The 26,092-nt window shown below is 53.4% G+C and carries 18 protein-coding genes; 7 read left to right on the forward strand and 11 right to left on the reverse strand.

Annotated features, from left to right (window positions below; translation table 11 throughout):
- Positions 1 to 42: 42 nt before the first annotated feature.
- Complete coding sequence (gene zapE / locus ACMHXH_RS16390; RefSeq protein WP_335912426.1) at positions 43 to 1,161, reverse strand: cell division protein ZapE; 1,119 nt, start codon at positions 1,159 to 1,161, stop codon at positions 43 to 45.
- 184 nt (positions 1,162 to 1,345) lie between these two features.
- On the opposite strand from zapE, the gene ACMHXH_RS16395 reads away from it, so the two are divergent.
- Together ACMHXH_RS16395 and ACMHXH_RS16400 are read left to right on the forward strand one after the other, a co-directional pair.
- A complete protein-coding gene (locus tag ACMHXH_RS16395; protein ID WP_025890081.1) occupies positions 1,346 to 1,687 on the forward strand; it encodes an FKBP-type peptidyl-prolyl cis-trans isomerase in 342 nt (113 codons plus the stop codon).
- A gap of 100 nt (positions 1,688 to 1,787) precedes the next feature.
- Complete coding sequence (locus tag ACMHXH_RS16400) at positions 1,788 to 2,609, forward strand: M14 family metallocarboxypeptidase (RefSeq protein WP_025890080.1); 822 nt, start codon at positions 1,788 to 1,790, stop codon at positions 2,607 to 2,609.
- 94 nt (positions 2,610 to 2,703) lie between these two features.
- Here the strand turns inward: ACMHXH_RS16400 and ACMHXH_RS16405 are convergent, their stop codons facing one another.
- From ACMHXH_RS16405 to ACMHXH_RS16415, 3 genes are all read right to left on the reverse strand, one after another.
- Complete coding sequence (locus ACMHXH_RS16405) at positions 2,704 to 3,618, reverse strand: L,D-transpeptidase family protein (protein WP_071475457.1); 915 nt, start codon at positions 3,616 to 3,618, stop codon at positions 2,704 to 2,706.
- Between the two features lie 110 nt (positions 3,619 to 3,728).
- Positions 3,729 to 5,249, reverse strand: a complete 1,521-nt coding sequence (gene norR / locus ACMHXH_RS16410) for a nitric oxide reductase transcriptional regulator NorR (RefSeq protein WP_413738332.1) — start codon at positions 5,247 to 5,249, stop codon at positions 3,729 to 3,731.
- A gap of 84 nt (positions 5,250 to 5,333) precedes the next feature.
- A complete protein-coding gene (locus ACMHXH_RS16415; RefSeq protein WP_071475459.1) occupies positions 5,334 to 7,607 on the reverse strand; it encodes a nitric-oxide reductase large subunit in 2,274 nt (757 codons plus the stop codon).
- A 514-nt stretch (positions 7,608 to 8,121) separates the two neighbouring features.
- Here ACMHXH_RS16415 and ACMHXH_RS16420 point away from each other — a divergent pair.
- Positions 8,122 to 9,846 carry a potassium/proton antiporter gene (locus ACMHXH_RS16420; protein ID WP_039034540.1) on the forward strand — a complete coding sequence of 575 codons (1,725 nt, stop codon included), beginning with the start codon at positions 8,122 to 8,124 and terminating at the stop codon, positions 9,844 to 9,846.
- A gap of 51 nt (positions 9,847 to 9,897) precedes the next feature.
- On the opposite strand, the gene lpxL is transcribed toward ACMHXH_RS16420, so the two are convergent.
- Complete coding sequence (gene lpxL / locus ACMHXH_RS16425) at positions 9,898 to 10,821, reverse strand: LpxL/LpxP family Kdo(2)-lipid IV(A) lauroyl/palmitoleoyl acyltransferase (RefSeq protein WP_101095374.1); 924 nt, start codon at positions 10,819 to 10,821, stop codon at positions 9,898 to 9,900.
- Between the two features lie 106 nt (positions 10,822 to 10,927).
- Between lpxL and hldE the strand changes: the two genes are divergently transcribed.
- The 3 genes from hldE to ACMHXH_RS16440 all read left to right on the forward strand — a co-directional run bounded on the left by hldE (position 10,928) and on the right by ACMHXH_RS16440 (position 13,821).
- Positions 10,928 to 12,358, forward strand: coding sequence for a bifunctional D-glycero-beta-D-manno-heptose-7-phosphate kinase/D-glycero-beta-D-manno-heptose 1-phosphate adenylyltransferase HldE (hldE, locus tag ACMHXH_RS16430; RefSeq protein ID WP_039034542.1), 1,431 nt, complete (start codon positions 10,928 to 10,930; stop codon positions 12,356 to 12,358).
- Entirely contained in the window at positions 12,358 to 13,185 is an 828-nt protein-coding gene (locus tag ACMHXH_RS16435; protein ID WP_335912425.1) for a hypothetical protein, read from the forward strand. Before hldE ends, ACMHXH_RS16435 begins: the two co-directional genes overlap by 1 nt.
- Positions 13,186 to 13,341: 156 nt before the next feature.
- Positions 13,342 to 13,821, forward strand: coding sequence for a TetR family transcriptional regulator (locus ACMHXH_RS16440; protein WP_071475461.1), 480 nt, complete (start codon positions 13,342 to 13,344; stop codon positions 13,819 to 13,821).
- A 187-nt stretch (positions 13,822 to 14,008) separates the two neighbouring features.
- On the opposite strand, the gene ACMHXH_RS16445 is transcribed toward ACMHXH_RS16440, so the two are convergent.
- The 6 genes from ACMHXH_RS16445 to ACMHXH_RS16470 all read right to left on the reverse strand — a co-directional run bounded on the left by ACMHXH_RS16445 (position 14,009) and on the right by ACMHXH_RS16470 (position 23,967).
- Complete coding sequence (locus tag ACMHXH_RS16445; RefSeq protein WP_335908585.1) at positions 14,009 to 16,228, reverse strand: PAS domain-containing protein; 2,220 nt, start codon at positions 16,226 to 16,228, stop codon at positions 14,009 to 14,011.
- Between the two features lie 182 nt (positions 16,229 to 16,410).
- Entirely contained in the window at positions 16,411 to 17,028 is a 618-nt protein-coding gene (locus ACMHXH_RS16450) for a TatD family nuclease-associated radical SAM protein (protein ID WP_039034546.1), read from the reverse strand.
- Between the two features lie 164 nt (positions 17,029 to 17,192).
- Positions 17,193 to 20,342, reverse strand: a complete 3,150-nt coding sequence (locus ACMHXH_RS16455; protein WP_039034547.1) for an efflux RND transporter permease subunit — start codon at positions 20,340 to 20,342, stop codon at positions 17,193 to 17,195.
- On the reverse strand, positions 20,342 to 21,556 hold the full coding sequence (locus tag ACMHXH_RS16460) for an efflux RND transporter periplasmic adaptor subunit (protein WP_234501156.1): 1,215 nt from the start codon (positions 21,554 to 21,556) through the stop codon (positions 20,342 to 20,344). The genes ACMHXH_RS16455 and ACMHXH_RS16460 overlap by 1 nt, the downstream gene beginning before the upstream one ends.
- A gap of 281 nt (positions 21,557 to 21,837) precedes the next feature.
- Positions 21,838 to 23,061: an ATP-dependent RNA helicase SrmB gene (gene srmB / locus ACMHXH_RS16465; RefSeq protein WP_162206455.1), complete on the reverse strand. Its 1,224-nt coding sequence runs from the start codon at positions 23,059 to 23,061 to the stop codon at positions 21,838 to 21,840.
- Between the two features lie 174 nt (positions 23,062 to 23,235).
- Positions 23,236 to 23,967 (reverse strand): tRNA1(Val) (adenine(37)-N6)-methyltransferase, encoded by a 732-nt coding sequence (locus ACMHXH_RS16470; RefSeq protein WP_071475463.1) that lies wholly within the window; start codon positions 23,965 to 23,967, stop codon positions 23,236 to 23,238.
- 575 nt (positions 23,968 to 24,542) lie between these two features.
- Between ACMHXH_RS16470 and brnQ the strand changes: the two genes are divergently transcribed.
- On the forward strand, positions 24,543 to 25,952 hold the full coding sequence (gene brnQ / locus ACMHXH_RS16475) for a branched-chain amino acid transport system II carrier protein (RefSeq protein ID WP_071475464.1): 1,410 nt from the start codon (positions 24,543 to 24,545) through the stop codon (positions 25,950 to 25,952).
- The last annotated feature ends 140 nt before the right edge of the window (positions 25,953 to 26,092 follow it).

Raw genomic sequence — 26,092 nt, forward strand, 5'->3', positions numbered from 1 at the left:
ATGGCTCGGATACAAGAGGTTGATGTCATCTTTATTCGCGTTTCAATAACCTACCCCTGGCTTGGCGGGAGTTCCCTGCAACATTTCGCTTAAGCGGCTGTAGGTGCGGCGAAACTCGAAGCTGAGGGCGCCGCCCTGATAAAGCTGCTCCAGTGGTACTTGGGCATGCAGCACCAGTTGTTTACCCCTGTCATAAAACTCATCTATCAGGGCGATAAAGCGCCGGGCGGCATCATCCTCCGGCGCATAACTGAGTTTTCTATCGCCTGTGCTGACGGCTTCGGCAGCATCTTCGGTGCCACGGGCGCGGATCCAGCCGCGGCGCTCACCGCCAAGTCTGGGCACATGGCTCAGCAGCAGAGTATCCAGTGTTTCGGCCAGCTCCATATAATCCAGAGTGGATCTCGGCCCTTCGCACAGCTGATCGAAGCGAAACCAGGCCAGGGATTGGGTGGCCTCCATGGCTTGGAAAAAAAGCGCTCTGCCCATGATGCTGAGTTGCCCTGGGCCCGAGGCGTTTTTTGAAAGCCACTGGCTGAAGTCAGGTTCATTGCCAAGCTGCAGCAGGGGAAGTGCCGCCTGGGCATGGAGCGCGCCTTTGGTGAGGCGATGGTCCCGCTCGCCATTGAGGTGCAGCGATTCCATCTTTTGTTGCAACAAGTCGATAGTCGGCAAAAAGCGCTCTCGCTGCAGGCCGTTTTCATAGAGGCGCTCGATTGGCGTATTGGAAGTGCTGACCAGCATAACGCCACGGTTAAACAGGCCTTCGAGTAAACGTCCGAGAATAATGGCATCGCCGATATCCGAGACGAAAAACTCATCGAAGCACAGCAGGTGGCATTCTTTGGCCAGTGTGGCGGCAATCTGATCCAAAGGCTCACGGGTGCCGCTGATGCGGTTCAGATCTCTGTGAACCCTGGCCATAAAGTGATGAAAATGCAGTCTGAGCTTGGGCTGCCCCTCGACGGCATTGAAAAAGAGATCCATCAACATGGTCTTGCCGCGGCCGACATCCCCCCACAGGTAGAGCCCGGGGACTTTGTTTCCCTGACCGAGTGCCTGAAAACGCTGATCAAGCGCTGCCAGCGCAGGCAACTGGGCGGGGTCTTGCTGCCAAGGGCCTTGGGCATAGCGTTCAGAGGGGGAAATAGTGTGCTTCATTCTGGACGTCCCATCCTGTGACTGTTATTTAAGTGCCATATAAGTGCCACGGGCGGCCAGTATAGCAAGGGCTTGAGCTTAAAGGAAAAGTGCCTACCATGCCGCTTCATCTATCCATGGAATAGTGTTTAGTTCCTTTTACGGATAAGATGCGCCTTTTGAACCATAGGTTGAGGAACAAGCCATGACGGCAGAATTGGCAATCATAGATATTGAGGAAGGTCAGGGCAAAGCTGCGGTGAAAGGAGCGCTTATCACGGCTCACTACCGAGGTTGGTTGAGTGACGGTACTCAATTTGATTCTTCCTGGGACAAGGGCCGTCCCTTTCAGTGTGTCATTGGCACGGGGCGGGTGATCAAGGGCTGGGATCTGGGCTTGATGGGAATGAAGGTCGGTGGCAAACGCCGACTCAAGGTTCCGGCACATCTGGCTTATGGCGAACGCCAGGTTGGGGCGCTGATCAAGCCGAATTCGGATCTTGAATTTGAAATCGAACTGCTGGAAGTCCTGACCCGCGACGATTGAGTCCAGGGCTTTTGAGCGCTATTGGCTCAGATGGATTTTGTTTTTATATAAAGCTGATATTATAGCTTTGCCCTTCATTCATCTGAGTCATAAAAGCACTATGAGCCGTTCCCCCTTCGCATCTTTTCAATGGCATTCAGACATTTTTGCCTGCGACAGTACGGATATCGAACATTTCTATGCCCAATTGCAACAGGAAGTTGATCGTCTGCAGTTGGGGCGCAAGAAGCTGGGCGAAATAGGTGATTATCCACTGGAGCTGTATCAGTCGCCCTCAGCGACGGCGGAGCTGCCCTCTGTGTTGATCAGTGCCGGATTTCACGGTGAAGAGGCTGCCGGCCCTTGGGGTATGCTGCATTTCCTCAGTGAACTGCAACAGGATATTTTCGAGCGAATTAATCTAAGCTTGTTGCCTTTGGTCAACCCCACTGGCTTTGCCAAGGGGCACAGATTCAATAAGTTCGGTGAAAACCCCAACCGGGGGTTTTTACAGCCCAAAGAGGGCGAAGCCAGTTCACCTTCGGTTGAAGGCAAGCTGCTGCTGGAATATGGTCAACTGCTGCAGGGCGCCAGCCGCGAAGGCATATTGACCTGTCATGAAGATGTGTTGCAGCAGCACACCTATATCTATTCTTTTGAGCCCAGACAATCACCCGGCCAGTTCAGTTTGCAGCTGCGTGATACTCTGGGGCGTTTCTTTGATATTGCCGCCGATGGCGATATCGATGGCTGTCCGGTGCAAGACGGGGTCATCTTCAACCACTTTGATACTTCGTTCGAGGCCTGGCTGGTTCGCACCGGCGCCAAGGTGGGGGTATGCAGTGAAACACCGGCAACCCAGAACCTGGATCAGCGAATTCTGGCCAACAGCGCCGTGATGCACGCCTTTGTGCAGCAGCAGTTGGCTCCCATCAAGGGGTAACAGCCAATTGCTGTGCAAGCCAGAGTGCCACAAGGACTTATTTGCACCTTCCCTAAGACCCCAGCCTTGGCTGGGGTCTTGCTTTTTAAAGGGTTCAGGGATTGAGGCGGGTAGGAATACCGCTTCTGTCATCCAACAGGCGTTTGAGCACGGTGGAGTCGGTGTCGGCATGGGCGATAAAGCGGCTGATGGCCGGGGTCATCTTCAATACCACAGGCGCGGTGGATTCAAACTCGGCCTCGGTGCGCGACAGTGGCTGATGCACTTCCAGATAGCGACCGCCATCAGGCTCCAGGCTGGCCTTTATCGGCTGATTGACAAACTGTACCCGGGTGCCGTTGGGCACAGTATTGAACAGATGCTCGATATCCTGATTACGCAGGCGGACACACCCCTGGCTGACACGCAGGCCTATACCGAAGCTGGCATTGGTGCCGTGAATGGCGTACAGGTTACCGATATAAAGCGCATACAAGCCCATGGGGTTATCCGGGCCTGCGGGCCAGACCTTGGGCAGGGTAATGCCGTTGGCGGCATACTCCTTGCGGATCCTGGCCGTTGGGGTCCAGGTGGGGTTGGCGCGTTTGCGATAAATCTTGGTCACCCAGTTTTCCGGGGTATCCCGGCCTATTTGACCTATACCTATGGGTAAGACCTGTACCGTATTGCTGTCTTTGGGATAGTAGTAGAGGCGCATTTCGGCCACGTTGATCACTATCCCTTTACGGGGGGCATCCGGCAGGATCAGTTTATGGGGGATCAGCAATGTGCTGCGGGGCTTGGGAAGAAAAGGGTCTACCCCTGGGTTGGCCTCGGTCATGTTGGTCAGCCCCAGTTGATATTCGTCGGCAACACTCTCAAGTGTGCGTTTGTCATCGGGCACTACATAATACTGGTTGTCACCGACGATACTGCTGCCCTCTGGCGGCAGAGGATATTCAACGGCCTGCGACAGGCAGGCGGGAAGTAACAGGCCCAGTAACAGGGCGAGGCGGGGGATTCTTGTCATAGGATATTTTTCTTCATTAAACGCTGTCAGTCGCCATGGTTTCAGGCATCAGAGTCGAGCAGGCATCCTTACCTTTTCCGGCGCAGATTTCAACAGATTGCGGCAAAAAACTATTTCAGTTGCAGGCGTTTTGCCAGTCGATGCAGGTTGCCCGGGTCGACACCCAACTCGCGGGCACTGGCGGCCCAGTTGTATTGGTGCCGTTCTAGCACACTGCGCAGCAGCTGTCTTTGGAACTCCGCTGTGGCTTGCTTGAGTGTAATGGATTCTGCAGGCACTGTTGTGTCCAACTGGCGCGGCAGCGCACTTGGAGAGGGGCTCTTTGACTGTAACTCACCCAGTTGCAACTGGCATTGGTTATGGTCACTGGCGGCGCGCGCCAACACGCTGGCGCGGTGCAACAGGTGTTCCAGTTCCCTGACGTTGCCGGGCCAGTCGTTGGCCAGCAGCCAGGCTTCCGATTCGGCGGACAGACTGAGGCGCTCCAGCCCCAGCTTGCTGCGGCAACGTTCAAGAAAATGCCCGGCAAGCAGCAGTATGTCGCGGCCCCTTTCTCTCAGTGGCGGCACAAGTAGCGGGAAAACACTTAGCCTGTGGTAGAGATCGGCGCGAAAGTGGCCTTCAACCACCTCGGTTTTGAGATCCTTATTGGTGGCGGCGATAACCCGCACATCCACTGTCAGGCTTCTATCTTCGCCAACCCGTTGCAGATCGCCGTATTGCAGCACCCTGAGTAACTTGGCCTGCAGCGGCAGGCTGAGCTCGCCTATCTCGTCGAGAAACAAAGTCCCCTTGTCGGCCAATTCAAACTTACCGGCGCGATTGCTGATGGCGCCGGTAAAGGCGCCTTTGACATGACCGAAGAGTTCACTCTCGGCGACCGACTCGGGTAGGGCGGCGCAGTTGAGGTACACCAGAGCCTTGTTGCCTCTGGGCGAGGCGGCGTGTACTGCCTTGGCAACCAGCTCTTTACCCGTGCCGGTTTCACCGAGGATCAATACGTTCAGATCGCTGGGAGCGACCACGGCAATTTCCCGCTTCAGCGCCAACATTTGCGGGCTTTCTCCCAGGAGTTCACTATGGCCGCTTTCCGGCAAAGGTCGACTCTGGCTCTGTAGCGACAGGCTTTCCAACTTATCCAGCAGCAGGGCATTGCCGAGGGAGGCGGCGGCGATGGCGCTCAGGCTTCGCAGCTCTTCATCGCTGAAATCGTCGAACTGGCAAGGGTCCAGACCATCTATGGTCAAGGCGCCTATCAGTTGTTCCTTGTCCAGCAGCGGCAGGCCGATACAGGCATGCACCTTGAGCTTATCTGTATGGGCGGCTATCAGGCCATCGTAGGGATCCGGCAATTGGCTGTCTGCCGGAAAGCGCACCAGATCGCCGGCGCGGGCGATGGCTTCCAGTCTCGGGTGCTCTGTGATGTTGAAGCTGCGACCGAGTACATCGGCCCTGAGGCCATCGATTGCCAGTGGGATAAAGCGATTGCCCTGAAACCTCAGTAGAGCGGCGGCATCACAATGGAGATTGTCCCGTACCGTTGCCAGCAGACGGCTGAATCTGTCGCTGTTTGGCAAACCTGAGGTGATATCCAGCGCGATACGGGTGAGATCGGAATGGCTGAGTGGCATAAGCTGACCTGAATAAAATCCCTGGGGTGAGTCTACCCCAGGGACAGTGGAATGTCATTTTGACATTGTTTGCAGTGTGAGTGGCTAGTGACTGGTAGCAATGGCCAAGCGTTTGGCCTTGACTGCCTGTCGTAACAATCCCAGCAGGAAGGCGCCCAGCAATAAACCACCGACGGAGAAGATGATATCACCGAACATCCGCATCCATACCAGGCGTTCTACCAGCGGGCTGTGGATCACCTCTGCCGAGCGGGCAAACCAGTAGCCATGATCCAGAACGGCAAAGAACTGCACTATGCCCACCGGCAGCAATGACAGGAACAGCATGGCGGCCAGCCCCAGATTCAGGCTCCAGAATGCTCCCTTGAGCCACTTGTCTTCCCAGCGCAGTTTACCGGCAAGTCCTGACAGGCAGAACAACATCAGGCCTATCCCCAACATGCCGTAGACTCCCATAAAGGCGCCGTGGGCGTGGGTGGCCGTGGTATTCAGCCCTTGAATGTAATAGAGGGCAATCGGTGGATTGATCAGGAAGCCCAGTACACCGGCGCCCACCAGATTCCAGAAAGCGGTGGCAACAAAGAACATGATGGCCCAGTGATAGCGTTGCATCCAGGGAGCGGCCCGGCGCAGGCGATAGCTTTCTACCGCTTCAAAACCGATAAGGGCCAGAGGCACCACTTCCAACGCCGAGAAGATAGCGCCCCAGGCGATGACCGAAGTGGGGGTGCCGGTGAAATAGAGGTGATGCAGTGTGCCTATCAGGCCCCCGGTCAGGAAGATCAGGGTAGAGAAGAGTACCGCACCATTGGCACTGCGGGCACGGATAAGGCCAAGACGCACAAACATCAGGGCGATAACCGAGGTGGCAAAGGTTTCAAAGAAGCCTTCAACCCACAGATGTACTACCCACCAACGCCAGTATTCGGCGATGGCAAGGTTAGTGTGTTTACCCATAAACAGCCCGGCACCATAGAAGAGGCCGATGGCGACACAGGAGGCGTAGAGTACCCAGAGCACAGGCTTTAGCTCAGATTCCTGTTTCAGGGCGGGCAACATGGCGCGGCTCACCAGCGCCAGCCAGATCATCAATCCGGCTAACAGCAGCAATTGCCAAACCCGGCCGAGATCTATGTATTCATATCCCTGGTGACCGAAGAGGAAGTTGTTGTCCAGCGAGAAATATTGTTGTACCCCCAGCCATTCACCGGCCATGGAGCCCAGCACCACTACCAGCAGAGCGACCCACAGTAGGTTGACACCGAAGCGTTGATATTTTGGCTCGTGGCCGGAAAGCGCCGGCGCGATATAGAGCCCGGTACCGAGCCAGGCCGTCGCTATCCAGAATACAGCCAGTTGAGTATGCCAGGTGCGGGTCACTGAATAGGGCAGGATCTCACTCAAGGGAAAACCGTAAAACTCCTGGCCTTCAACCGCATAGTGCGCCGTGACGCCACCTAGCAGTATCTGCAGCAGAAATAGGCCGATAGCGGTAATGAAATATTTACCCGTGGCCTTTTGTGAAGGGGTGGGTTTGTGTCTGAACAGGGGATCTTCTGTGGCGGGAGCCGGCAGCGCTTCATGTTTGCCGGCGGCATGATACCAAACTAGGGCACCGATACCGGCCAGCAGAGTCACTATGCTCAGAATCGACCAGACGATATTGTCTGAGGTCGGTGTGTTGCCCAGTTGCGGATCGTAGGGCCAATTGTTGGTGTAGCTGTAACTGGCATCCGGGCGCTCGGTCACTGCGGCCCAAGCGCCCCAAAACAGGAAGGCATTGAGCTGCTGACGGCGTTCGGCAGATCCTATGGTATTGGTTTTCATCGCATAGGCTTCTCGCAGCTCATTCAGCGCGGGATCGTCACCAAACAAAGATTGATAGTGCTGACTCACTTGCGCCATGGCAGCGATACGGGTGTCGGAAAGCACCACCCGGGTGTGACCTCTCTCATCTGTAGTGACAGTGTTATGGCGCAAATCGTCCCTTAAAGCTTGCTCCAATGCGGCCTGAGTACTCTTGTCCAGGCTATTGAAAGGCTTGTTGTATGTCTCCTTGGCGCGAATATCCAGCCAGGCTTCGGCCTCACGGTGCAGCCAGTCTGCAGTCCAATCCGGAGCCACATAAGCGCCATGGCCCCAGACGGAGCCCAACTGATGCCCGCCCATGGAGCGCCAAACCAGCTGCCCTTGTTCTATGTCCTTGCCGCTGAAAACCACTTGGCCCTGGCTGTCGCTATAGACATCGGCAATCGGTGGTTTTTCCCGATAGATTTCACTGCCGATACTGAGAAGTACAGTGAAAGAAGCGACCAACACAAGTAACAGTGCGATCAGGGTGAATTTTTGTCTGCTCATTGGCATCCCTCTGACAAAGTCTATTTGATAGGTTTTCCTTCATAGAGCAGCTAATGTGCCAAGTTTTATTCTTGTTTTTAATCAGTGTCTTACTTTTTTGTGTGTTTTTGATTGTGTCATTTTGATTGTATTTTGAATGTCTTTTTAACATTACAAAGTGTCATTATGACACTGAATGTTTGCCCTGAAGCCATCACTGATATATTGATGAGGATTCTTGGATTTCAAATTCTTTAGTTGATTGAAAAAATTAAGTTTTTTTCATTAATTTGAGTTTATGTTTCTTTGGCTTCATATTTGATGTTTTATTGGTAAATTTTCTATTTTTTAAGGGGTTACACGGCTTCTTTTGCTGGTCTTTTTCGCTGAAAGCGAAAATAAGTCAACTGTTTCTACTGAAAAATAACCCTAATTAATGATATAATTCCGTTTGTAACCCACGTGTTTTCCGGAGTCTCATTAGAGTCAGGTTTCTCTTTTATTAGCTTCCCCGCATTTTCAACTGGAGGGTCATTTGAACGCAGATATCATCAACAGCTTTTTCCTTGTCGGGGCCTTGCTTGTCGCAGTCAGTGTATTGCTCAGCCCGGTGTCGTCGCGACTCGGTATTCCTATTTTGGTGGTATTTCTTGCGGTGGGTATCTTTGCCGGTGAAGATGGCCCAGGCGGCATAGTATTCAATGACTATTCAGTGGCTTATTTGGTCAGTAACCTGGCGCTGGCTGTTATTCTGCTCGATGGTGGCATGCGTACCCGGGTTGCCAGTTTCAGGGTGGCATTGTGGCCGGCCTTGTCCTTGGCCACTTTTGGGGTGGCGTTAACCACCACGCTGACAGGTTTATTGGCTGCCTGGCTGTTTGATCTCAGCTTACTTCAGGGCATGTTGGTGGGGGCCATTGTTGGTTCGACCGATGCCGCGGCGGTATTTAGCCTGCTCAAAGGCAAAAACGTGAACGAGCGTGTCGGTTCGACACTGGAAATAGAATCCGGTTGTAATGACCCCATGGCCGTGTTTTTGACCGTGACGCTGATTGCTATTCTCGGCAGCAGTGGCGATGAACTCTCGGGCAGCTATCTGGCACTGAGCTTTATCAAACAGTTTGGCCTGGGCGGGATCCTCGGTGTCGGCGGCGGTTGGCTGCTCTGGCAGGTTATCAATCGCAATCAATTGCCCGAAGGACTCTACTCCATTTTGGTGCTGAGTGGCGCAATGATGATCTTCGCTATCTCCAATGCCCTGGGAGGCAGTGGTATTCTGTCTATTTACCTGGTGGGTCTGTTTCTCGGTAACAAGGCGACCCGTGGCAAACACTCGATTCTCAACGTCCTTGATGGTATGACCTGGCTCAGTCAGATAGGCATGTTCCTGGTACTGGGACTCTTGCTGACGCCATCGGATCTGAAAGATATCGCCTTACCGGGTTTGGCACTGGCCTTTGGGATGATCTTTCTGGCGCGGCCGATTGCGGTTTGGCTTAGTTTGCTACCGTTTCGCAGCTTCCATGACAGAGACAGATGGTTTATCTCCTGGGTTGGGCTGCGCGGCGCCGTACCCATTATTCTCGCGGTATTTCCCATGATGGCGGGGCTGCCACAGGCGCAGCTTTACTTCAACCTGGCCTTCTTCGTGGTGATGGTTTCCTTGCTGCTGCAGGGCAGTACCTTATCCAAGGCGGCGCAGCTGGCCAAGGTGGAGTTGCCCCCCAAACCGGCACCCATATCCCGCGCCGGGGTGGAAATTTATCCCACCAGTGAATGGGAGATATTTGTCTATCGCCTCAGTGAAAACAAATGGTGTATCGGTGAACCTCTGAGGCGCCTTGCCATGCCGGCGGGAACCCGGATTGCCGCGGTATTTCGCAATAACGAACTGTTGCATCCTTCGGGGAGTACCAGGCTGATGGCCGATGACATTCTTTGTGTGCTGGGGCAAGAGGACGATTTGGAGCCTCTGAGTCAGCTGTTCAGTGAGGCGCCAGAAAAACGCGAGGCGCCCCGCTTCTTTGGTGACTTCTTTATTTCAGTGGATGTGATGCTGGCCGATATGGCACCTATTTACGGCATGCAGCTGGAACCCGAATATGAGCAGATGCGGGTTGCCGACTTACTGCAGCAACAACTTGGCAGTCACCCTGTAGTGGGAGATCAATTCCTCTGGCAAGGGCTGGACTGGATTGTCGCCGAGGTGCAGGAAGGGACTGTCAGCCGGGTTGGTTTGAGATTGCCCTCTGAAGACTGAAAAAAAGCGAAGAAATGCCGACCCTGAGTCGGCATTTTTACGGTTATTTTCTTAATAGAGCGAGGGCGTGCTCTCAGTGGGGCGGGTCTTGAACCTGCGGTGCAGCCACATGTACTGCGCCGGGTTACGGCTGATCAGCTGCTCGACAATGACGTTGCCGCGTTTGGCGTCTTCCACCTCATTTTCGCCGGGAAAGTTATCCAGTGGCGCCTGGATCTCTATGTTGTAACCCGTATCGTCGGCGTTGCGCTCGACAAAGAAAGGCAGCACTTTGGCTTTACCCAGCTTGGCCAAGGTGGTACCGCCGGTAATGGTGGCGGCATCGGGAACGGCGAAGAAGGGGATAAAGACGGCACTGGAGCGGCCAAAGTCCTGATCTGCTGTATACCAGATGACATCAGGGTTACGCAGGCAACGCACCATCTGCCTAAGATCCCGCTTGGGAACCAGCGCCTTGTTTGAACGCAAACGCCCCTTTACCTGCAGGTATTCCATTACAGGATTGTTATGGGGGCGATACACACCAACCCCGGGCTGAAATTGGCCGAATATTCTTGCGCCCATTTCCAGCGGCAAGCAGTGAACCGCAAACAGAATAACCCCTTGACCGGCAGCCAGTGTCTGCTCTACATGCTCCTGGCCCTTTATCTGCATGTGCTTTTGCACCTTGTCGTTGTTCCACCACCAGGCGTTGATAGTGTCGAAAATGGCCTTGCCGGTTTCTTGAAAGTTACGCTTAAGCAGGTTTTCCCGCTCCGCGTTACTCATTTGTGGAAAACACAGCTCCAGGTTGCGTCTGGCGGTGTTGACCCGGCTTCCGGCCAGCTTCATTGCCACAAGGCCGAAGGTGCTGCCAAGCTTCATTTGCCATTTAAGTGGCAGCAGGAGAGTCAGCCTGGCCAGACCGACAGCAAGCCACAGCAACCAGAATTTAGGATGATACAAGTGAGTGGAAAATTGCGCTTTCTCTACCAAAACGATAAACCCGTTTACTGGAAAAATTACCGCATATTCTAACCCAATTTATTGTGAAAATTAGGTACAATTAGGGTTTATTTGGCCCTAAGAAGACAAGTTCGTTATGAAGGTAACTCTGCCCCCATTTGAAAAAGCCAAGGTTCTGGTCGTTGGTGATGTCATGCTCGATCGATACTGGGGTGGCTCAACCGGCCGCATTTCACCCGAGGCGCCTGTACCTGTGGTGCGAATCAATCAAATAGAGGATAGGCCCGGCGGAGCAGCCAACGTGGCACTAAATATCGCGGCGCTGGGTGGGTCGGTGCAACTGGCCGGTATTGTTGGTGCCGATGAGGCCGCAGCAGCCCTGCATATGGGCATCAGTGCTTTAGGTGTGGAGCCTAAGTGGTTGACGGTCGAAGATAAACCCACGATCACTAAGCTGCGCGTGCTGAGCTGTAATCAACAGCTTATCCGCTTGGATTTTGAAGAGACCTTTGCCCGGGAACAGAGCCAGGCGCTATTGGCGCAGAGTGAGGCTTTGTTGGATGATTGCAAGGTACTGGTATTGTCTGACTACGCCAAGGGGGCCATCTTTGAGCCTCAGGCCTTTATTGCCAAGGCGAGAGCAAAGGGGATCAGTGTCTTGGTGGATCCCAAGGGCAGTGATTTCGGTCGTTATGCCGGAGCCAGCCTGATCACCCCCAATATGAATGAGTTTGAGGCTGTCGTGGGCACTGTTAGTTCGGAGGCCGATTTGGTAGCCAAGGCGCAGGCCTTGATTAGTGAGCATCAACTGGGGGCGATTCTGGTTACTCGTTCGGAGAAGGGCATGACACTTATCACCAGTGAAGGAGATGAGTTGCATATCCCGACTATGGCCAGGGAAGTCTATGATGTGACAGGTGCCGGAGATACTGTGATATCGGCGCTTGCCACTGCTTTGGCGGCTGGCAGCGACCTGCCGCAAGCTTGCGCTATTGCTAATAGCGCCGCAGGTGTGGTGGTTGGTAAGCTGGGGACTTCCACTGTCAGTCGTATTGAACTCATTGAGGCTTTGGCTTTACATCAGGGGGAATCGGGCTTTGGGGTGGTCAGCGAAGATCAACTGCTGTACGCCATTCAGCAAGCCAAGCTCAGAGGCGAACGAGTGGTGATGACCAATGGTTGCTTTGACATACTCCATGCCGGGCACGTTAGTTATCTCAAAGAAGCCAGGGCTTTGGGCGATAGATTGATAGTGGCGGTTAATGACGACGCTTCGGTAAAACGTCTTAAGGGCGAAGGACGTCCGGTCAACAGCTTGGAGCGGCGGATGGCTGTTTTGGCAGGGTTAGCTTCCGTCGATTGGGTAGTGCCTTTCAGCGAAGATACGCCGCAGCGGGTGATTTCCAGATTGTTGCCGGATCTCCTGGTCAAGGGCGGAGACTATCGGGTGGAAGAGATAGCCGGAGGTGAAGAGGTGATCGCTGCCGGTGGCAGTGTCAAGGTGCTGGGATTCGAAGATGGTATCTCCACCACAGCTATCATTCAGAATATTATGACCAAATCCTGATGTTGATGGCGGCGTTGCTATCGGGAAGCTTGTTTTGGACCGATGTGGGTCCAAAACAAGCCTTGATATGCCCGCCATCGGAACTGCCACTGTGTCTGCAGCAACTCCCCGATAGGGTCAAGCGGCAATTGCCCCTGTCTCAACAAGCTTTCTTCGATGCTTTGGGGATGAGAGGCGCCATGTCTCTGCCCGTCGAAGATGACAAAATTGCCGGCATGGTTCTCTGGGCACCGCAATATATCCCTCAAAGTCAAACTGCTATCTGGAATGGTCAAAATCATGAACTGGTGTTGCGGCATCAGCCGCAATTAACTCTCTGGCATGAGTTGGGACATTTGGAAGTAAAGCGTCTGCAAGGAAATGTTTTGCCTGCCGAGTTGTCTGAACTGGAGCATGAGTGGTTGGCTGATACTTATCTCGCTTGGCGTTGTGCTAAAGAATGGAACAGTCTGGAACTTGTGTGGCAACAATACCATCGTCGCAACCTGGCCGTCATTTCTGATATCGGCAATTTGTCACACTGGAGTCCACTGTATCTGATACAAGTGTTAAAAAAATATGAACAGCAAGAAATCGCAGGATTTACTGATTTTGCAACATTTGTGCTCGATTTTTATCCGAACATCAGTGGTTATTCTCAGGACGAAGTGGCGGAATTTTCCAGCTTACTGCAGCATCTTTTTTCTCGGAACCGTCGGCAAGTCCTTCCCAGCTACATGTTTTGGCGTCGTGAGCAGTTGGGTAGAGTGTTGCAACCCACCCTGGAACAGTTGCTGGGAACCGAAAGCGCCAATATTTTGTTGTTTAAAGAGGGTATGTTGCAATAATGTGAAAAATAAGCATTTTTTTCAGTTTTCTTAGCTGAACATTTGCTGAACGAAAGTGAAAAACACTGTTAGCACCCCTATTTTTGGCAGTATTCTCTTTATCCCTTTGATAAGCTCGTTGGCAATAAAAACAAAAGGGATAAGAGGCAAACAAGAATGGCCAAGCGTTCAAAGGCTCAGACTGAGCTGACTATCAATCAGATTATGGACGAAGCTCTCAAACAGATCTTAACTATTGGCTTTGAGGCTATGTCTTATACAACACTTTCTGAAGCAACGGGGATTAGCCGCACGGGGATTAGTCATCATTTTCCGCGCAAAATTGATTTTTTAACAAGGTTAGATGTGCGTATTGGTCGACTGTTTCTGGCCGCTCTGGATTTTTCCAGTGTTGGAGCACTCGAGCATTCCTGGATGCAGGCGCTTAATCAAGCAGAGCATAGGGCGGTATTGAGGCTTTTCTTTAGTCTCTGTGGATACAATAATCCAGAGATCACTCTATTTCGTGCCGTAGCCATGGCCAGAGAAAACGCCCAAATAGAGCTGGGGGATAAGGGCGAGCAGATGATCAACGATCTCCTGGGGCGCAGTGCTGTTATGTTGTTGTCCGATCCGGGTATCTCTTACGCCGCTTAAAATCCCGTTTAAGTGACGCCCATTCAAGCGATTCATAGAGATAATTGAGGCAGCAGGCTTAGGCCTGCTGTTTTATTTGGACGCTCTGTATATCAAGGCCAGTTGTCGCTTAAGCCGTACTCAGTAGTCGGCGCTGCAAAAAGCCGCGCCGTAGACAGCAACTCTTTAGTATCAAAGGCAACTTATATTAGAGCTGGCGGGTATAGGCCTGGCAGATATTCTGCTCACCGGTCTGCTTGGCTCGTTTTAGTGCTACTTCGGCATTGCCGAGGAATTGCTCCAGACTCTGGCCCGGCAGATAGGCGGCTATGCCTATACTGATCCCTTCGGCCAAGCCGTTTTCATTTAGGCTTGCCAGTGCCTTGACCGCATAGTGGTGTGCCTGGTTGGCATCGGTTTCCGGCAATATGATAATGAGTTTTCCCAACTGCCAGTGGGACATTTGATAGCTGTTGGGCAGATCCCTGAGTAGTTGCATCTCCACCTCATGTTGGCGGTTTTCCAACTGGCCAATATCACTCATATGACTGAGCATGCCCTCTGGGCTGATGTCCATCAGAAGCAGACTGGCCTGCAGTTTTTCCTCTTCGGACATGGACTTGAAGTAGCGATCCAGATCTCTGAGATTCACCAGGATGGTGCTGCGGTGAGGCACCAGATCGCCACTGGCTTCAACTTTACTTCTTGGGGTTGCCTGCTCCAGGGTGCACACCAGATACTCAATCTCGCCGTCTTGATCCAGATAGCCCTTGAGCGTGGCCTGCAGGCAACTGCCATGACGCTGGGTACAAAGGATCTGCCCCTGCCACTGGCCTTGCATACTTACCAATTGGCTTATTCTTTGCCACTGGTTGCCAAGATCGTTTTCCAGTAGAGCCGCCAGACTATGGCTGATATCGCCATTGAGCTGCATTAGCTTATCGAAGGCGTCGTTGACCTTGAGCAACTGTCCTGATGGCGTGGTTAGGGCGGTGGCAACATTGCTGCCGGTCAACAGCTTACTGAGGAAGGCTTCCTGTTGGGCTTGTTTCAGTTCGCCGATATCCTCGAGGGTAATCAGTAGATAAGTCTGTCGGCTGGCATAGTAACGGCGGATATGCAGTCTGAGTTGGGCGTTATCCAGTGACTCGAGTTGCACCTCACCGCGCCACTCGCCGATATCTGCCAGTTGCTGCTTCATTGATGAGTAGAGCTCATCTTCCAACTGCAGGATCCGCTGCAAACTGCGATCCGGCAGCTCATCTTGTTCGAGTTGCAGAATACGGGCCGCGGTGGCGTTGGCGCTGACGATACGGCCACTGGGATTGACCAGTACACAACCCAGGTTGGAGCGGAACAGGCCACGGGCCAACTCAATGCTGTTTTGCCTGGCACGTTGTTCAAGGCGGAACATATGGGTCAGCAGAATAACCGCGGTCGCCAGAATGGTCAGTATGGCGGCACAGGCCAACAGCATATTGCGCCATTGGAAAAAGCGCGAAGCGATATCGTGATTGCGGATATAGGAAAGCAGCAGATATTCACGTTTGGCATCATTGGGCGAGGCCAACTGCAACTTGAGGTAGACGAAGGTGGCGTCTTCACCGTGGAATTGGCCAAAGTTGCTTGCGGCCATCTTGCTCCACAGTGCCGGGTAGCTCTGTCTTATGCTGCTGCCCATGGTTTCCGGTAACCTTGCCAAGGGCTCCAGATCCGATGCTCCTGCATAGAGCAGGCCTTGATTGTCAAACAGCAATAGCGGTGAGGCATTGCTGGAGAAAGCGGGTTTTATCGCCTGCAGCATTTGCAACATGGAGTTGTAGGTGACCAGATAACCGCGCACAGTCTGATCCTGAGTTTCCAATCGGGCTACTTGATAGATGTAAGGTTCGAGACGCCCGCCAATCGGGGCAAACTCTAATGCCGAGGTATAAATATCCTGGCTTCCGAGGTTATGCTTGTTGCCCAAGAGTGCCGGCGGCATCGACATGCTGCCGAAGGTATTACTGGTAGCGATCCGAAACTTGCCGTCGGCATCAAACAGCGCCAGATCCAGCAGCTCGGGGGTGCTACGCTTCAGGCTGTCCCAGCTTGTTAACAGGCGCTGATATTCCTTGTGCCCCGGATTATCCAGGTACTGTCGCAGATACTCGGACTTGGCAAACATTTGGGTGCGAAACTGTTGGAAGGAGATTTTATCGGCCAGCAGGGCGCCGACGGTTTGCAGCTCGCTGTATCTTTGCACCGCCCACTCTTCCTGAAGACGTCGTTCGCCCAATGTGATTAACACATTGGTAATAAGTATCACAGTGATCACCAGCATGCTCAGCTGACTGGCAACGGCCAGCAAGCGCTGCTGGGACCAGTGAATACCCTGAGCCGAGATAAGCAAAGGCGTGTCTTTGAGTCCGGTATTCTTTTTGAACATGGAACTGTGCTGGCTCCGGAGTGAAAAATTGCGCTCATGTTAACACGAATTAATCCGGCGGGCATCGACGGTGACTGAGTGCTCACCGGGCGGTTAACAATGGGGCCAAGCAAGGCGCAAATCAGTTATGTGACGGCTTTGACCGGGGTTTATGGCATCATCGGCAGGGTTCGGCAGCTAAATTATCCCAGCTGCCCGAGGACCCTGTGCTTGAATTGACAACCGGCGTCTTCCACTATCTTGCGACAGGCGTCGATATCCACCCCTTCCAGGCCATCGAGTGCCGATACCTGTACCTGTTTAATGTAACGGGGCGCTTCGCGGATAAAGGCATTGACCGCATCCCAGGAGCCCGCCAGCCGTGGTCGACAGTGCTTGATGTAGCCCGCTTCAGTGTCGGCATTGAGTGAGACCGACAGGGCATCTACGCTCTCGGCCAGTTCCGGTAATATGTTGCGTCTGTGAAACAGGTTGCCGAGGCCATCGGTATTGACTCTAACCTTGCCGCCGCGGCGTTTGATTTCGCGGGCCACCTCCAGCAAGGTGTCGAGATTGAGCGTTGGCTCACCGTAGCCGCAGAACACATATTCATCAAAACGGGTTACCTCGCCCAGCAGCGGAATGATATCGCTGCCGCGGGGACGAACCTTGAGATCCAGTTGATACTCATGAATACTCTTGCTGCCGTTGTGCTTGGGGCAGAAGCGACATCTCAAGGTGCAGCGGCCGGTAATATTCAGATAGCGGCTGTTGCGGATGTCATAGACGAGTGTGGGTTGCTTTGCGGCTGTGCTGCTCATAACGACTCAATAGGGCATGCAGGATATATCTTCGAGTCTAACCAAGAATCCATGTTGAAAATGCTAGCAGGATCAGAAAACACCCACTTGGTACGGGGCGCGATAGAGTTGAGTTTGTTGCTGGCCGATAAAAAGGGAGCCTTTCGGCTCCCTCCATATCCCAATCAATGTTGAGGATCATTCATCTGGGCCTCTGCCTCTTTCGGGCGCCACCACCACTGGTACAGGGCTCGGCTCTTGTGGGTCAGATCATCGAGAATGATATAGAGCATGGGCACCAGGATCAGGGTCACCAAGGTGGAGAACAGAATACCGAACGCCAGAGAGGTGGCCATGGGGATCACTATCTGTGCTTGCAGGCTGCGCTCCATGATGATGGGCACCAGGCCGACAAAAGTGGTCAGCGAGGTGAGGATAATCGCCCGGAAACGATAACAACCCGAATCTATGGCCGCCTTGACCACAGATTGGCCCTGCTCTCGGGCGCGGTTGACGAAGTCCACCAAAATCAATGAATCATTCACCACTACCCCAGCCAGAGCAACTATGCCGCAGAGACTGAGAATGCTCATGGATAGCCCCAGAATAAAGTGACCAAACAGCGCACCTATCATACCGAAGGGGATCACCGACATGATGATCAGCGGCTGGCTGTAGGACTTGAGCGGAATGGCCATCAAGGCATAGATGGTAAATATCGCGAAGAAGAAACCTTGCAGTAAGCCGACCATGGCGGCCTGTTCATCCTGGCTGGCACCGTCGAGGCTGGCGGAAATATGGGGATATTTGCGCTCGAGTTCGGGCATAAACTTCTCCTGGATCTCCTGCACTACCTTGGAGGGCTCCACTTTATCCTTGTTGGCGTTGGCGGTTACGGTAATCGCCCTGCGACCATCCACCCGGGTTATGGAAGAGTAAGATTCCCCCAGCTCCAGTTCGGCCACGGTAGAGAAGGGCACCGCCATGCCGTTTGGCGTGCGGATCATCATGTTCTCCAGGTGGCCTATGGTGCGGCGCTGCTCCAGCGGATAACGCACCATCACCTTGACCTCTTCCTTGTTGCGCAAAATTCGTTGCGCCTCATAGCCATAGAAGCCATAACGCACCTGGCGCGCCAGATCCGATAACGTCAGCCCCAACGCCTCGGCCTCGGGACGAATCTTGAGGCGAATTTCATGGCTGCCGGAGGAGAAGTTATCGGCAATATCATAAACGCCTTCATAGCTGGCAAGCTGCTGTTTCAGTTCTTTGGCGGCCGCAGATAATTGTTCCAGATCGGTGGAGGTAAAGCGGAAAGAGATATCGCCGCCGGCATCATTGGTGCTGGCATTGATATTGAGTTTCTTCACTGCCACCAAGTCCGGCAGCTGTTTGCGCCAGGCCTCGGCTATGGTCACACCGTCCACGTCCCTGTCTTCACCCTTGGTCAGCTCGGCAAAGATAAACGCCGAGGTGCGGCTGCTCATATTGATAAAGCTGTGCTTCACCACAGGGTAGCCGATTTCGGACTCCATCTGCTGGTTCATGGCATAGAGGGCATTTTCAATTTTCTGCACTGCATCCAGGGTGTTGAGCTCTGAGCTGCCTTCATCCATTTCCAGATTGACTTGGATAAAGTCGGATGGAATATCCGGGAAGAGCACCCAGCGCACCTTGCCACTGGTGACCATGGCGACCGACAGAATAAGCACGCCGATAAAACCCGCCACCAGGGTATATCTGTGGGGGATCATCCGCTCCATAAAGTTGCGGTAACTGTGGTGGATAAAATGCTGCACTTTGTCGTTGAAGGCGCGCTTGAAGCGACCAAATGGCCCTGGGTTGGGATTGGGTTTGCTGGGCTTCATGTGCGCCAGGTGCGCCGGCAGAATGAACTTGGACTCCACCAGCGAGAAGGCCAGGCAGAGGATTACTACTATGCCGATGGATTTCCAGATGATCCCCATGGGACCTGGCACCATCAACATGGGGATAAAGGCGGCAATTGTGGTCAACACCCCGAAAGTGGCGGGCATGGCGACCTTCTTGGCACCGCGGATCACATTGTTGACCGAGTGGCCGTGGCGCTCAACCTCTGTATGGGTACTCTCGCCTATGACTATCGCATCATCCACCACTATCCCCAGCACCAAAATAAAGGCGAACAGAGTCAACATGTTGATCGACATGCCTATAGGTTCCATGGGCATCAGCGCCATGGCACCGAGGAAGCACACAGGCAGCCCCAGCATGACCCAGAAGGCCAGTTTCAGATCCAGAAACAGCGCCAGGATAATGAACACCAGTAAGGCACCCATCAACATGTTGGACAGCATCATGTTGAGGCGGCCCTTGAGATAGTGGGTCAGGTCGCCCCAGTAGTCCAGTTTGGCTCCACTTGGCAGAGTGGCCTGACGCTCGGCAATAAAACCTTTGACCTGATCGGCAATCGTCAGAGCGTTTTGATCGTCTATGCTGGTGATCTCTATGATGGCCGCCGGCATGCCATCGAAGCGGGTGTACTCGAGCCGCTCCTCAAAGTCATCCTTGATCTCGGCCACCATGGGCAGCATCACCCGGCTGCCATCGGCGCGAGTGCTGACCACTATGTTGGCAAAGTCATCTCCCGTGTAGGCCTGGCCCTTGGTGCGCAAAAGTATGTCACCGTCCTGAGCCCGAATTGAGCCACCGGGCAGATCTATCGAGGTGTTTTGCACTGCCTGCGCTACCTGAGTGAAGGTGAGGCCGTACTCTCTGAGCTTATCTTCCGAGACTTCGATACCGATTTCATAGTCGCGTACCCCGGTCACTTCGGCACGGGTCACCGCCGGCAGGTTGGTGATCTCATCACGGATCTCCTTGGCCAGCTCTTTCATGTCGTGCAGTGTCATGTCGCCATAGACTGACACCCAAATAACGTTGTTTTCCGGCTTGATCCGGTAGATATCCGGCTTTTCGATATTGGCCGGGAAGGTGGCGATGGCATCGACCCTGAGTTTGGCCTCATCCAGCACCTCTTTGGCATCATAGCCGTCTTCCACCTCTATGGTGACAGAGCCCACGCCTTCGCTGGCTACTGAGGTAACCTTCTTGATGCCGCTGATGTCCTGAATCGCCTCTTCAATTTTGATGGTGATCCCTTCTTCAATCTCTTGCGGCGCGGCGCCGGGGTAGGCGACCGAGATCCGCAAATAGTTGAGTTCGAAGCTGGGAAACACCTCTTTATTGATCAGAAAGGCGCTGAAGATCCCGCCGATAAGCAAAACCCACATCAAGAGGTTGGCGGCGACATTGTTGCGGGTAAACCAGGCAATGATTCCTTTTTCCTGCTCCATCAGAGTTCACCCGCCGCAGCCAGGCGCTGCTCCTGAGTATCATTATCTTCACTGTGGGAAGCGTCTTTATCTTTGCTGTTGGCAACCCGCACCAACTGACCATTGGTCATATTGTTAAGGTTGGTTTTGGAAACCCGCTCGCCATCTTTGAGGCTGTCCTTGATGTAGACATACTCAAGATCTGTGCGTACCACGTTGACGTGACGCATCTCTATCTTGTTGTCCTTGTCTACCACGGCCACATGCTGATTACGCACCATATACCTTGGCAGTTTCACCAGGCCATCGACGGTGCGGCCCTTGATCACGGCATTGACAAAGCTGCCGAATTTCAGTGGCAGTTGGCCGCTCTGTTTCTGCTTTCTCAGATAAGGATCCTGCACTTCGGCCACCAGATAGACCATGCGGTTATCCGGATCTATCACCCCTTCACTGCGTACTACCTTACCGGTCCAGGTCACGGTTTTACCCGCTAAGGCGGCGCTCAGGGTCACTTGAGTATCAGGGTTATCCACCGACTCCAGATAGGCCAGGTCTTTGTTGGCCAGCGGTAGGCGCACTTCGGCCACGGCTGTGTCGTAAAGCTCTCCCAGGTTGGTGCCGATGGAAACGTATTGCCCCAAATCGACACTGCGGGCACGCACTATGGCATCGAAAGGGGCCCGGATAACTGTGCGTTCCAGGTTGCGTTTGGCTCTGGCGAGTGCCGCTTCGGCATACTTGACATTGGCTTGCTCTTTCTTCAACTGAGGAACCCGCAAGCCAAGCTCGGGTGGCATACCGTTGTCATAACCGCTGAATTCTATCTTGGCGACTTCGCCACGGGCGATTTCTTCATCCAATGCTGCCTTGGCCTGGGCCAGAGTCGCCTGGGCCTGCATCAGGTCGGCCTCATAGTCAGAAGGTTCTATCACCGCCAGTTCATCGCCTTGATGCACCACGCCACCGGCCACAAAGGCCGGGGCTATGCTGAGGATTCGGCCCTGAACTTCACTGACCAACTGAGTCTTGTACTTGGGAGTCACAGTGCCGTAAGAGGGCAGATTGAGTGACATTGTCTGTTGTTCGACCTGAGTCACGTCGACCACAGGCAGCGGGATCTCCTCCGCTTTTTGCTCCGGCTCCTGCTTGGTCATCATCAGGAGTTCGGCACCAATTACGGCGACCACTATGATGATCAGTGGTGCTATTCTTCGGAAAAATGTCTTCATAATCTTCTGCATATCCATGCTTGCGGCTTGATCTGAGCCTAAATTACCAGACAAGCAACGGCCAATAAATGTGTTTTTGTAAATAAAATGTGTCAAAAGCTGTTAGTGGTGAGAAGGCTGTGAGGCAGGTAACAAAAAAGGACCCAAAGGTCCTTTTTTGCGATAGCTTAAGCCGCAGCTTATGGCGTTCTTGCAAAAGACTTAGTCCATTTACTGCGAACCATGTCTTGTACTCAGGTCAGTAAGCCTGAGTAGAGCACGCATCGGACTTGTTCGCCCCTTGCTTATTTCTTCTTCTTTTTCTTGCCGTTCTTGGTGCTGGCATCCTTGGTTTTGACCTTTTTCTTGGTCGGCACCTTGGCTTCTTTGTGCTTGGGACGCAGCTCTTCGATGATCCGCCGTTTCAGCTTTTGCTCAATATAGCGCTCAATCTTGTTGAGGATCCGCATATCATGGGCTTCCACCAGAGAGATGGCTGTGCCCTTGGCTCCGGCGCGGCCGGTACGGCCAATTCTGTGCACATAGGCGTCGGCAGAGCGGGGCATATCATAGTTGATCACATGGGTGATGCCTTCGATATCTATGCCGCGGGCAGCGACGTCGGTAGCCAACAGTACCTTGACTTCCCCCTTGGTGAAACGCCCCAGCGCCTGGAAACGTTTCTTTTGCTCCATATCGCCGCGCATAAAGGCGGCGGGGATCCCGGCCTGCAGCAACAAGCCTTCCAGGCTGCTGACCACTTCGCGGGTCTTGCAAAAGACGATGGCGCGTTTGGTTTCTTCCTGATTGAGCAGGTGGCACAAGAGAGCAAACTTGTGCTCTCTATTATCGGCCAGGTGGATCCATTGATGGATCTTGGCCTTTTCGCTGCGTGGTGGTTCGGCTTCTACTAACACAGGATCATTGAGCAGCTCGCCGGCAAAACGGCGCACGCCGCTACCTTCCAGCGTGGCGGAGAACAGCATGTTCTGCTTACGTCCCTGTGCTTCTATGGCTATGGTCTGCACCACCTGAGAGAAGCCCATATCCAGCATGCGGTCGGCTTCATCTATGATAAGCAGTTCCACTTCGGTGGCTTCAAACTTACGCTTCTCCAAGTATTCGAGCAGGCGACCCGGAGTCGCCACCAGAATATCCAGGTTACCGGCCAGAGCTTCTTCCTGGGGGGCGTATGGAACGCCGCCTGTGATTATGCTTATGTCCAGCCCAAGTCCGGTCGCCAGATGGCAGGCGTATCTGTGTACCTGACTGGCCAGCTCGCGGGTCGGGGTCAACACCAGTACTCTGGCCTGGCCGGGACGACGGCGGGGAAAGTCAATCAGGTGTTGCAGTGCCGGCAGCAGGAAACTGGCGGTCTTACCTGTGCCGGTCGGGGCGTGGGCAAGAATATCCCGCTGCTCCAGCGCCAAAGGCAGAGCCAATTGTTGAATACTGGTCGGGGTCTTGTGGCCCATGGCTTTCAGCGAATCTAAAAGCCTATGGTCCAGATCAAAATCTTCAAATAGCATGGGAAGCATCTCAAACAATAATGCGCGGGAGTATACCTTGTCTGGGTTGCCGTGCACAGCTTGGAGCTTGGGAAGCTGTGAATAAATCCCATCTGTGGTCTGTGGCGGCTTAACGGCTTGGATCCCGGGTTTGGTTGGCAACGAATGCCCAAGTCCTTTACTGTAAGCAATGGTTTAAAGTTTCAGGTAAAAATCCCGGGTTAGTCGTACCATGGCCTCTGAATAACGGCCATCGGTTTCTCTGATATAGAGAGCCGAGTGGGCTTCCGGCGCGGTAACCGCTTCGCCGTCCTTGACATGCTCAAGCAGTAACAGCTGTCGGTTACAGGGCTTTTGAGGCGTGCTGCTGACACTGACCCGTGCGGCCAGTCGCAAACCTTGCTCAATTGCGGCGCGCTCAAATCTCTCTAGGCTCTGGATTGGCAGAATAAGACTCGCCTGCCCCTGTGGTTTTAACAACTGCTTTATCGCCAGACACAGCTCGTCAAAGTTCAGCTGTTCCGTATGTCTCGCTGTGGCCCGTTTGGGGTCATTGGAGCGCGGGCCGGTTTCGAAATAGGGCGGGTTACAGAGAATATGGTCGAACAGCGCTGAGTCTGCCAAGGCAAGTTCATCGCAATAGGCCTGAATTGAGCCTTGAAACAGAGCGAGTCTGCTCGACCAGGGTGAAGCCTTGAAGTTGGCATTGCTGGCATGGGCTGCGCTGTGGTCGATCTCAACCGCCAGTATTTCGGCCTCACTGCGCTGCGCCGCCATTAGACTCAGCAAGCCGCTGCCGGCCCCTATATCCAATACTCGTTTGGCCCCGGTTAAGGGCGCCCAGGCGCCCAAGAGCACCCCATCGGTGCTGACCGGCATACCGCAGCCGTGATCTTCGATATGAAATGCCTTGAAACTGAATGCCATTAACTGCCCAACCTCTCAAGCAAAATGCTTGGCGGTGATTTTATCCCGAAAGAGTCATCATTCGCCAAGGCTTTGCCATAGCTTTGTTTCGCTGGAGTTCATACTTTGGCAGGGGATGCTGCTCACTTTAGGTTAGTGATGTCGGGCGAGTGTTAAAGGTCGTACCAGCAGGGAAGTTGGGCCGCCAGTAAATGTTTGCAAAATGCTATGTCTGTTGCCTCGTTTGGGGCTGGGTGTGACCTTGAACAACTTTTTTTCATCCTGAGATTTGCATCTGTTGTGTTTTTGGTCGGCTGTTGGGGCGTGTTATTGCGTACTTTGGTTGGGTCTGGTATTAGTGTTTCCCCTTAATTCGCAGCATTCTGCGAATTAGATCAAGGTAAAACAGTTTTAGGATAAGCAAAGCAGCGAAAACCCCTGCCATTTGTTCATAAACTCGCCAAGAATGGGCCGAATTTACCACGGATACCTGTAATAAAGGCTTTACACTCGAATAGGGCGAGCGCGGCGGCTGTTATTTCAGCTATAGCTAAAAATGTCGCAATCACTTAAGTTTATTAAAAAAACATAACAAGATGGGGCATACAGTGCACAAGACTCAATTGACACTTGGTGACACCCTGGGCCTGGGATTCATGACCTTTGCGTTTTTCCTGGGGGCGGGCAACCTGATTTTTCCTCCTTTTGCCGGACAACTGGCCGGCGACAATATGCCACTGGCCATGATTGGCTTTTTGATTACCGCCGTGGGGTTACCGCTGGCCGGCTTGATAGCTGTCGCCAAGGCGCAGGGCAAAGTGATGAAGCTGTTGCCGGCCTTTGCCGCGACAGCTCTGGCGGTGGCAATTTATATCATTATTGGCCCAGCCTTCGCGGCGCCTCGTACCGGCCTGGTGGCCTATGAGATTGGTGCGCTGCCTTTCATTCAAGACCCAGCATCGGTAGTCAATATCCTTGGACTTGAACTGAATAAGCCGCAACTATTTTATACCCTGGGATTTTTTATTGTGACTATGCTGCTGGCACTGTTTCCAGGCAAGCTGATGGATAGCATAGGCAAGGTGTTGACTCCTGTGCTGATTCTGCTGCTGGTAGGACTGGCGGTCTCGGTGATCTTGCTGCCCGGCAGTGAGGTACCGGCCGCCAGCGGCGACTATATCAAGCATCCGCTGACCAAAGGCATTATCGAAGGTTATAACACCATGGACACCCTGGCGTCCTTGATGTTCGGTATGCTGATTATCGATATTTTGCGTAACAAAGGGGTGTCTGAGCCAGGCTTACAGACCCGCTATCTGGTGCGTGCCGCCTTGGTGGCCGCTGCCGGGCTGGCATTTGTGTATGTGTCACTGTTTTTCCTTGGGGCAACTGCCGGCGATATGGCCAAGGGCGCAGAGAGCGGTGGTCAGATCCTCACCAATTATGTGACTCATGAGTTCGGTGATATGGGGATTATCCTGCTGTCCACAGTGGTGACTCTTGCCTGTTTGACCACGGCCGTAGGCTTGGTGAGTGCCTGCTCTGACTTTTTTCAGGAGTTGATCCCGGGTGCCACTTATCGCTTTCTGGTGGTGCTGTTCAGCGTGATCTGTGCCGTGGTAGCCAACGTAGGTCTAACCCAACTGCTGGCTATCAGTATCCCCGTGCTGATGACCATCTACCCAGTGGCTATTGCTTTGGTGTTGGTGACCTTCCTGACACCGTATTTCCGCAATCCGAAATTTGCCCACAGACTGGCGCTGTCGGTGGCCTTGTTCTTCGGGATTTTTGATGCGCTTAAGGTGACTGTGGCTTCACTCAAGCCGTTGACTGAAGTTGCCGAACCCAATGGTTTGCTGTTGGCATTTGTTTCAGGGGTGGAAAGCCTGGCCCCTGTGATGTCTACCTTGCCGCTTTACGAAGAGGGCATGGCCTGGCTACCGCCAACTCTGACAGTGATGATTATCTGTCTGTTTGTCAGCCCTAAGGCAGCGCAAACGACCTGAGGAAGGTATTCACTCACAAGTTGCATCTATGCTCTGCATTGGCTTACCGGGCTGATGTAAGGCATAGTTCGCAGCAACTAACCTTAAGTCCTTTGCAAGAGCTCTGAGTGGCTGGAGTCTATTTCGAGACGGCGTTATCC

It is taken from the genome of Shewanella sp. BJSY2023SW001 (assembly GCF_047314685.1).
Classification (GTDB): Bacteria; Pseudomonadota; Gammaproteobacteria; order Enterobacterales; family Shewanellaceae; genus Shewanella; species Shewanella indica.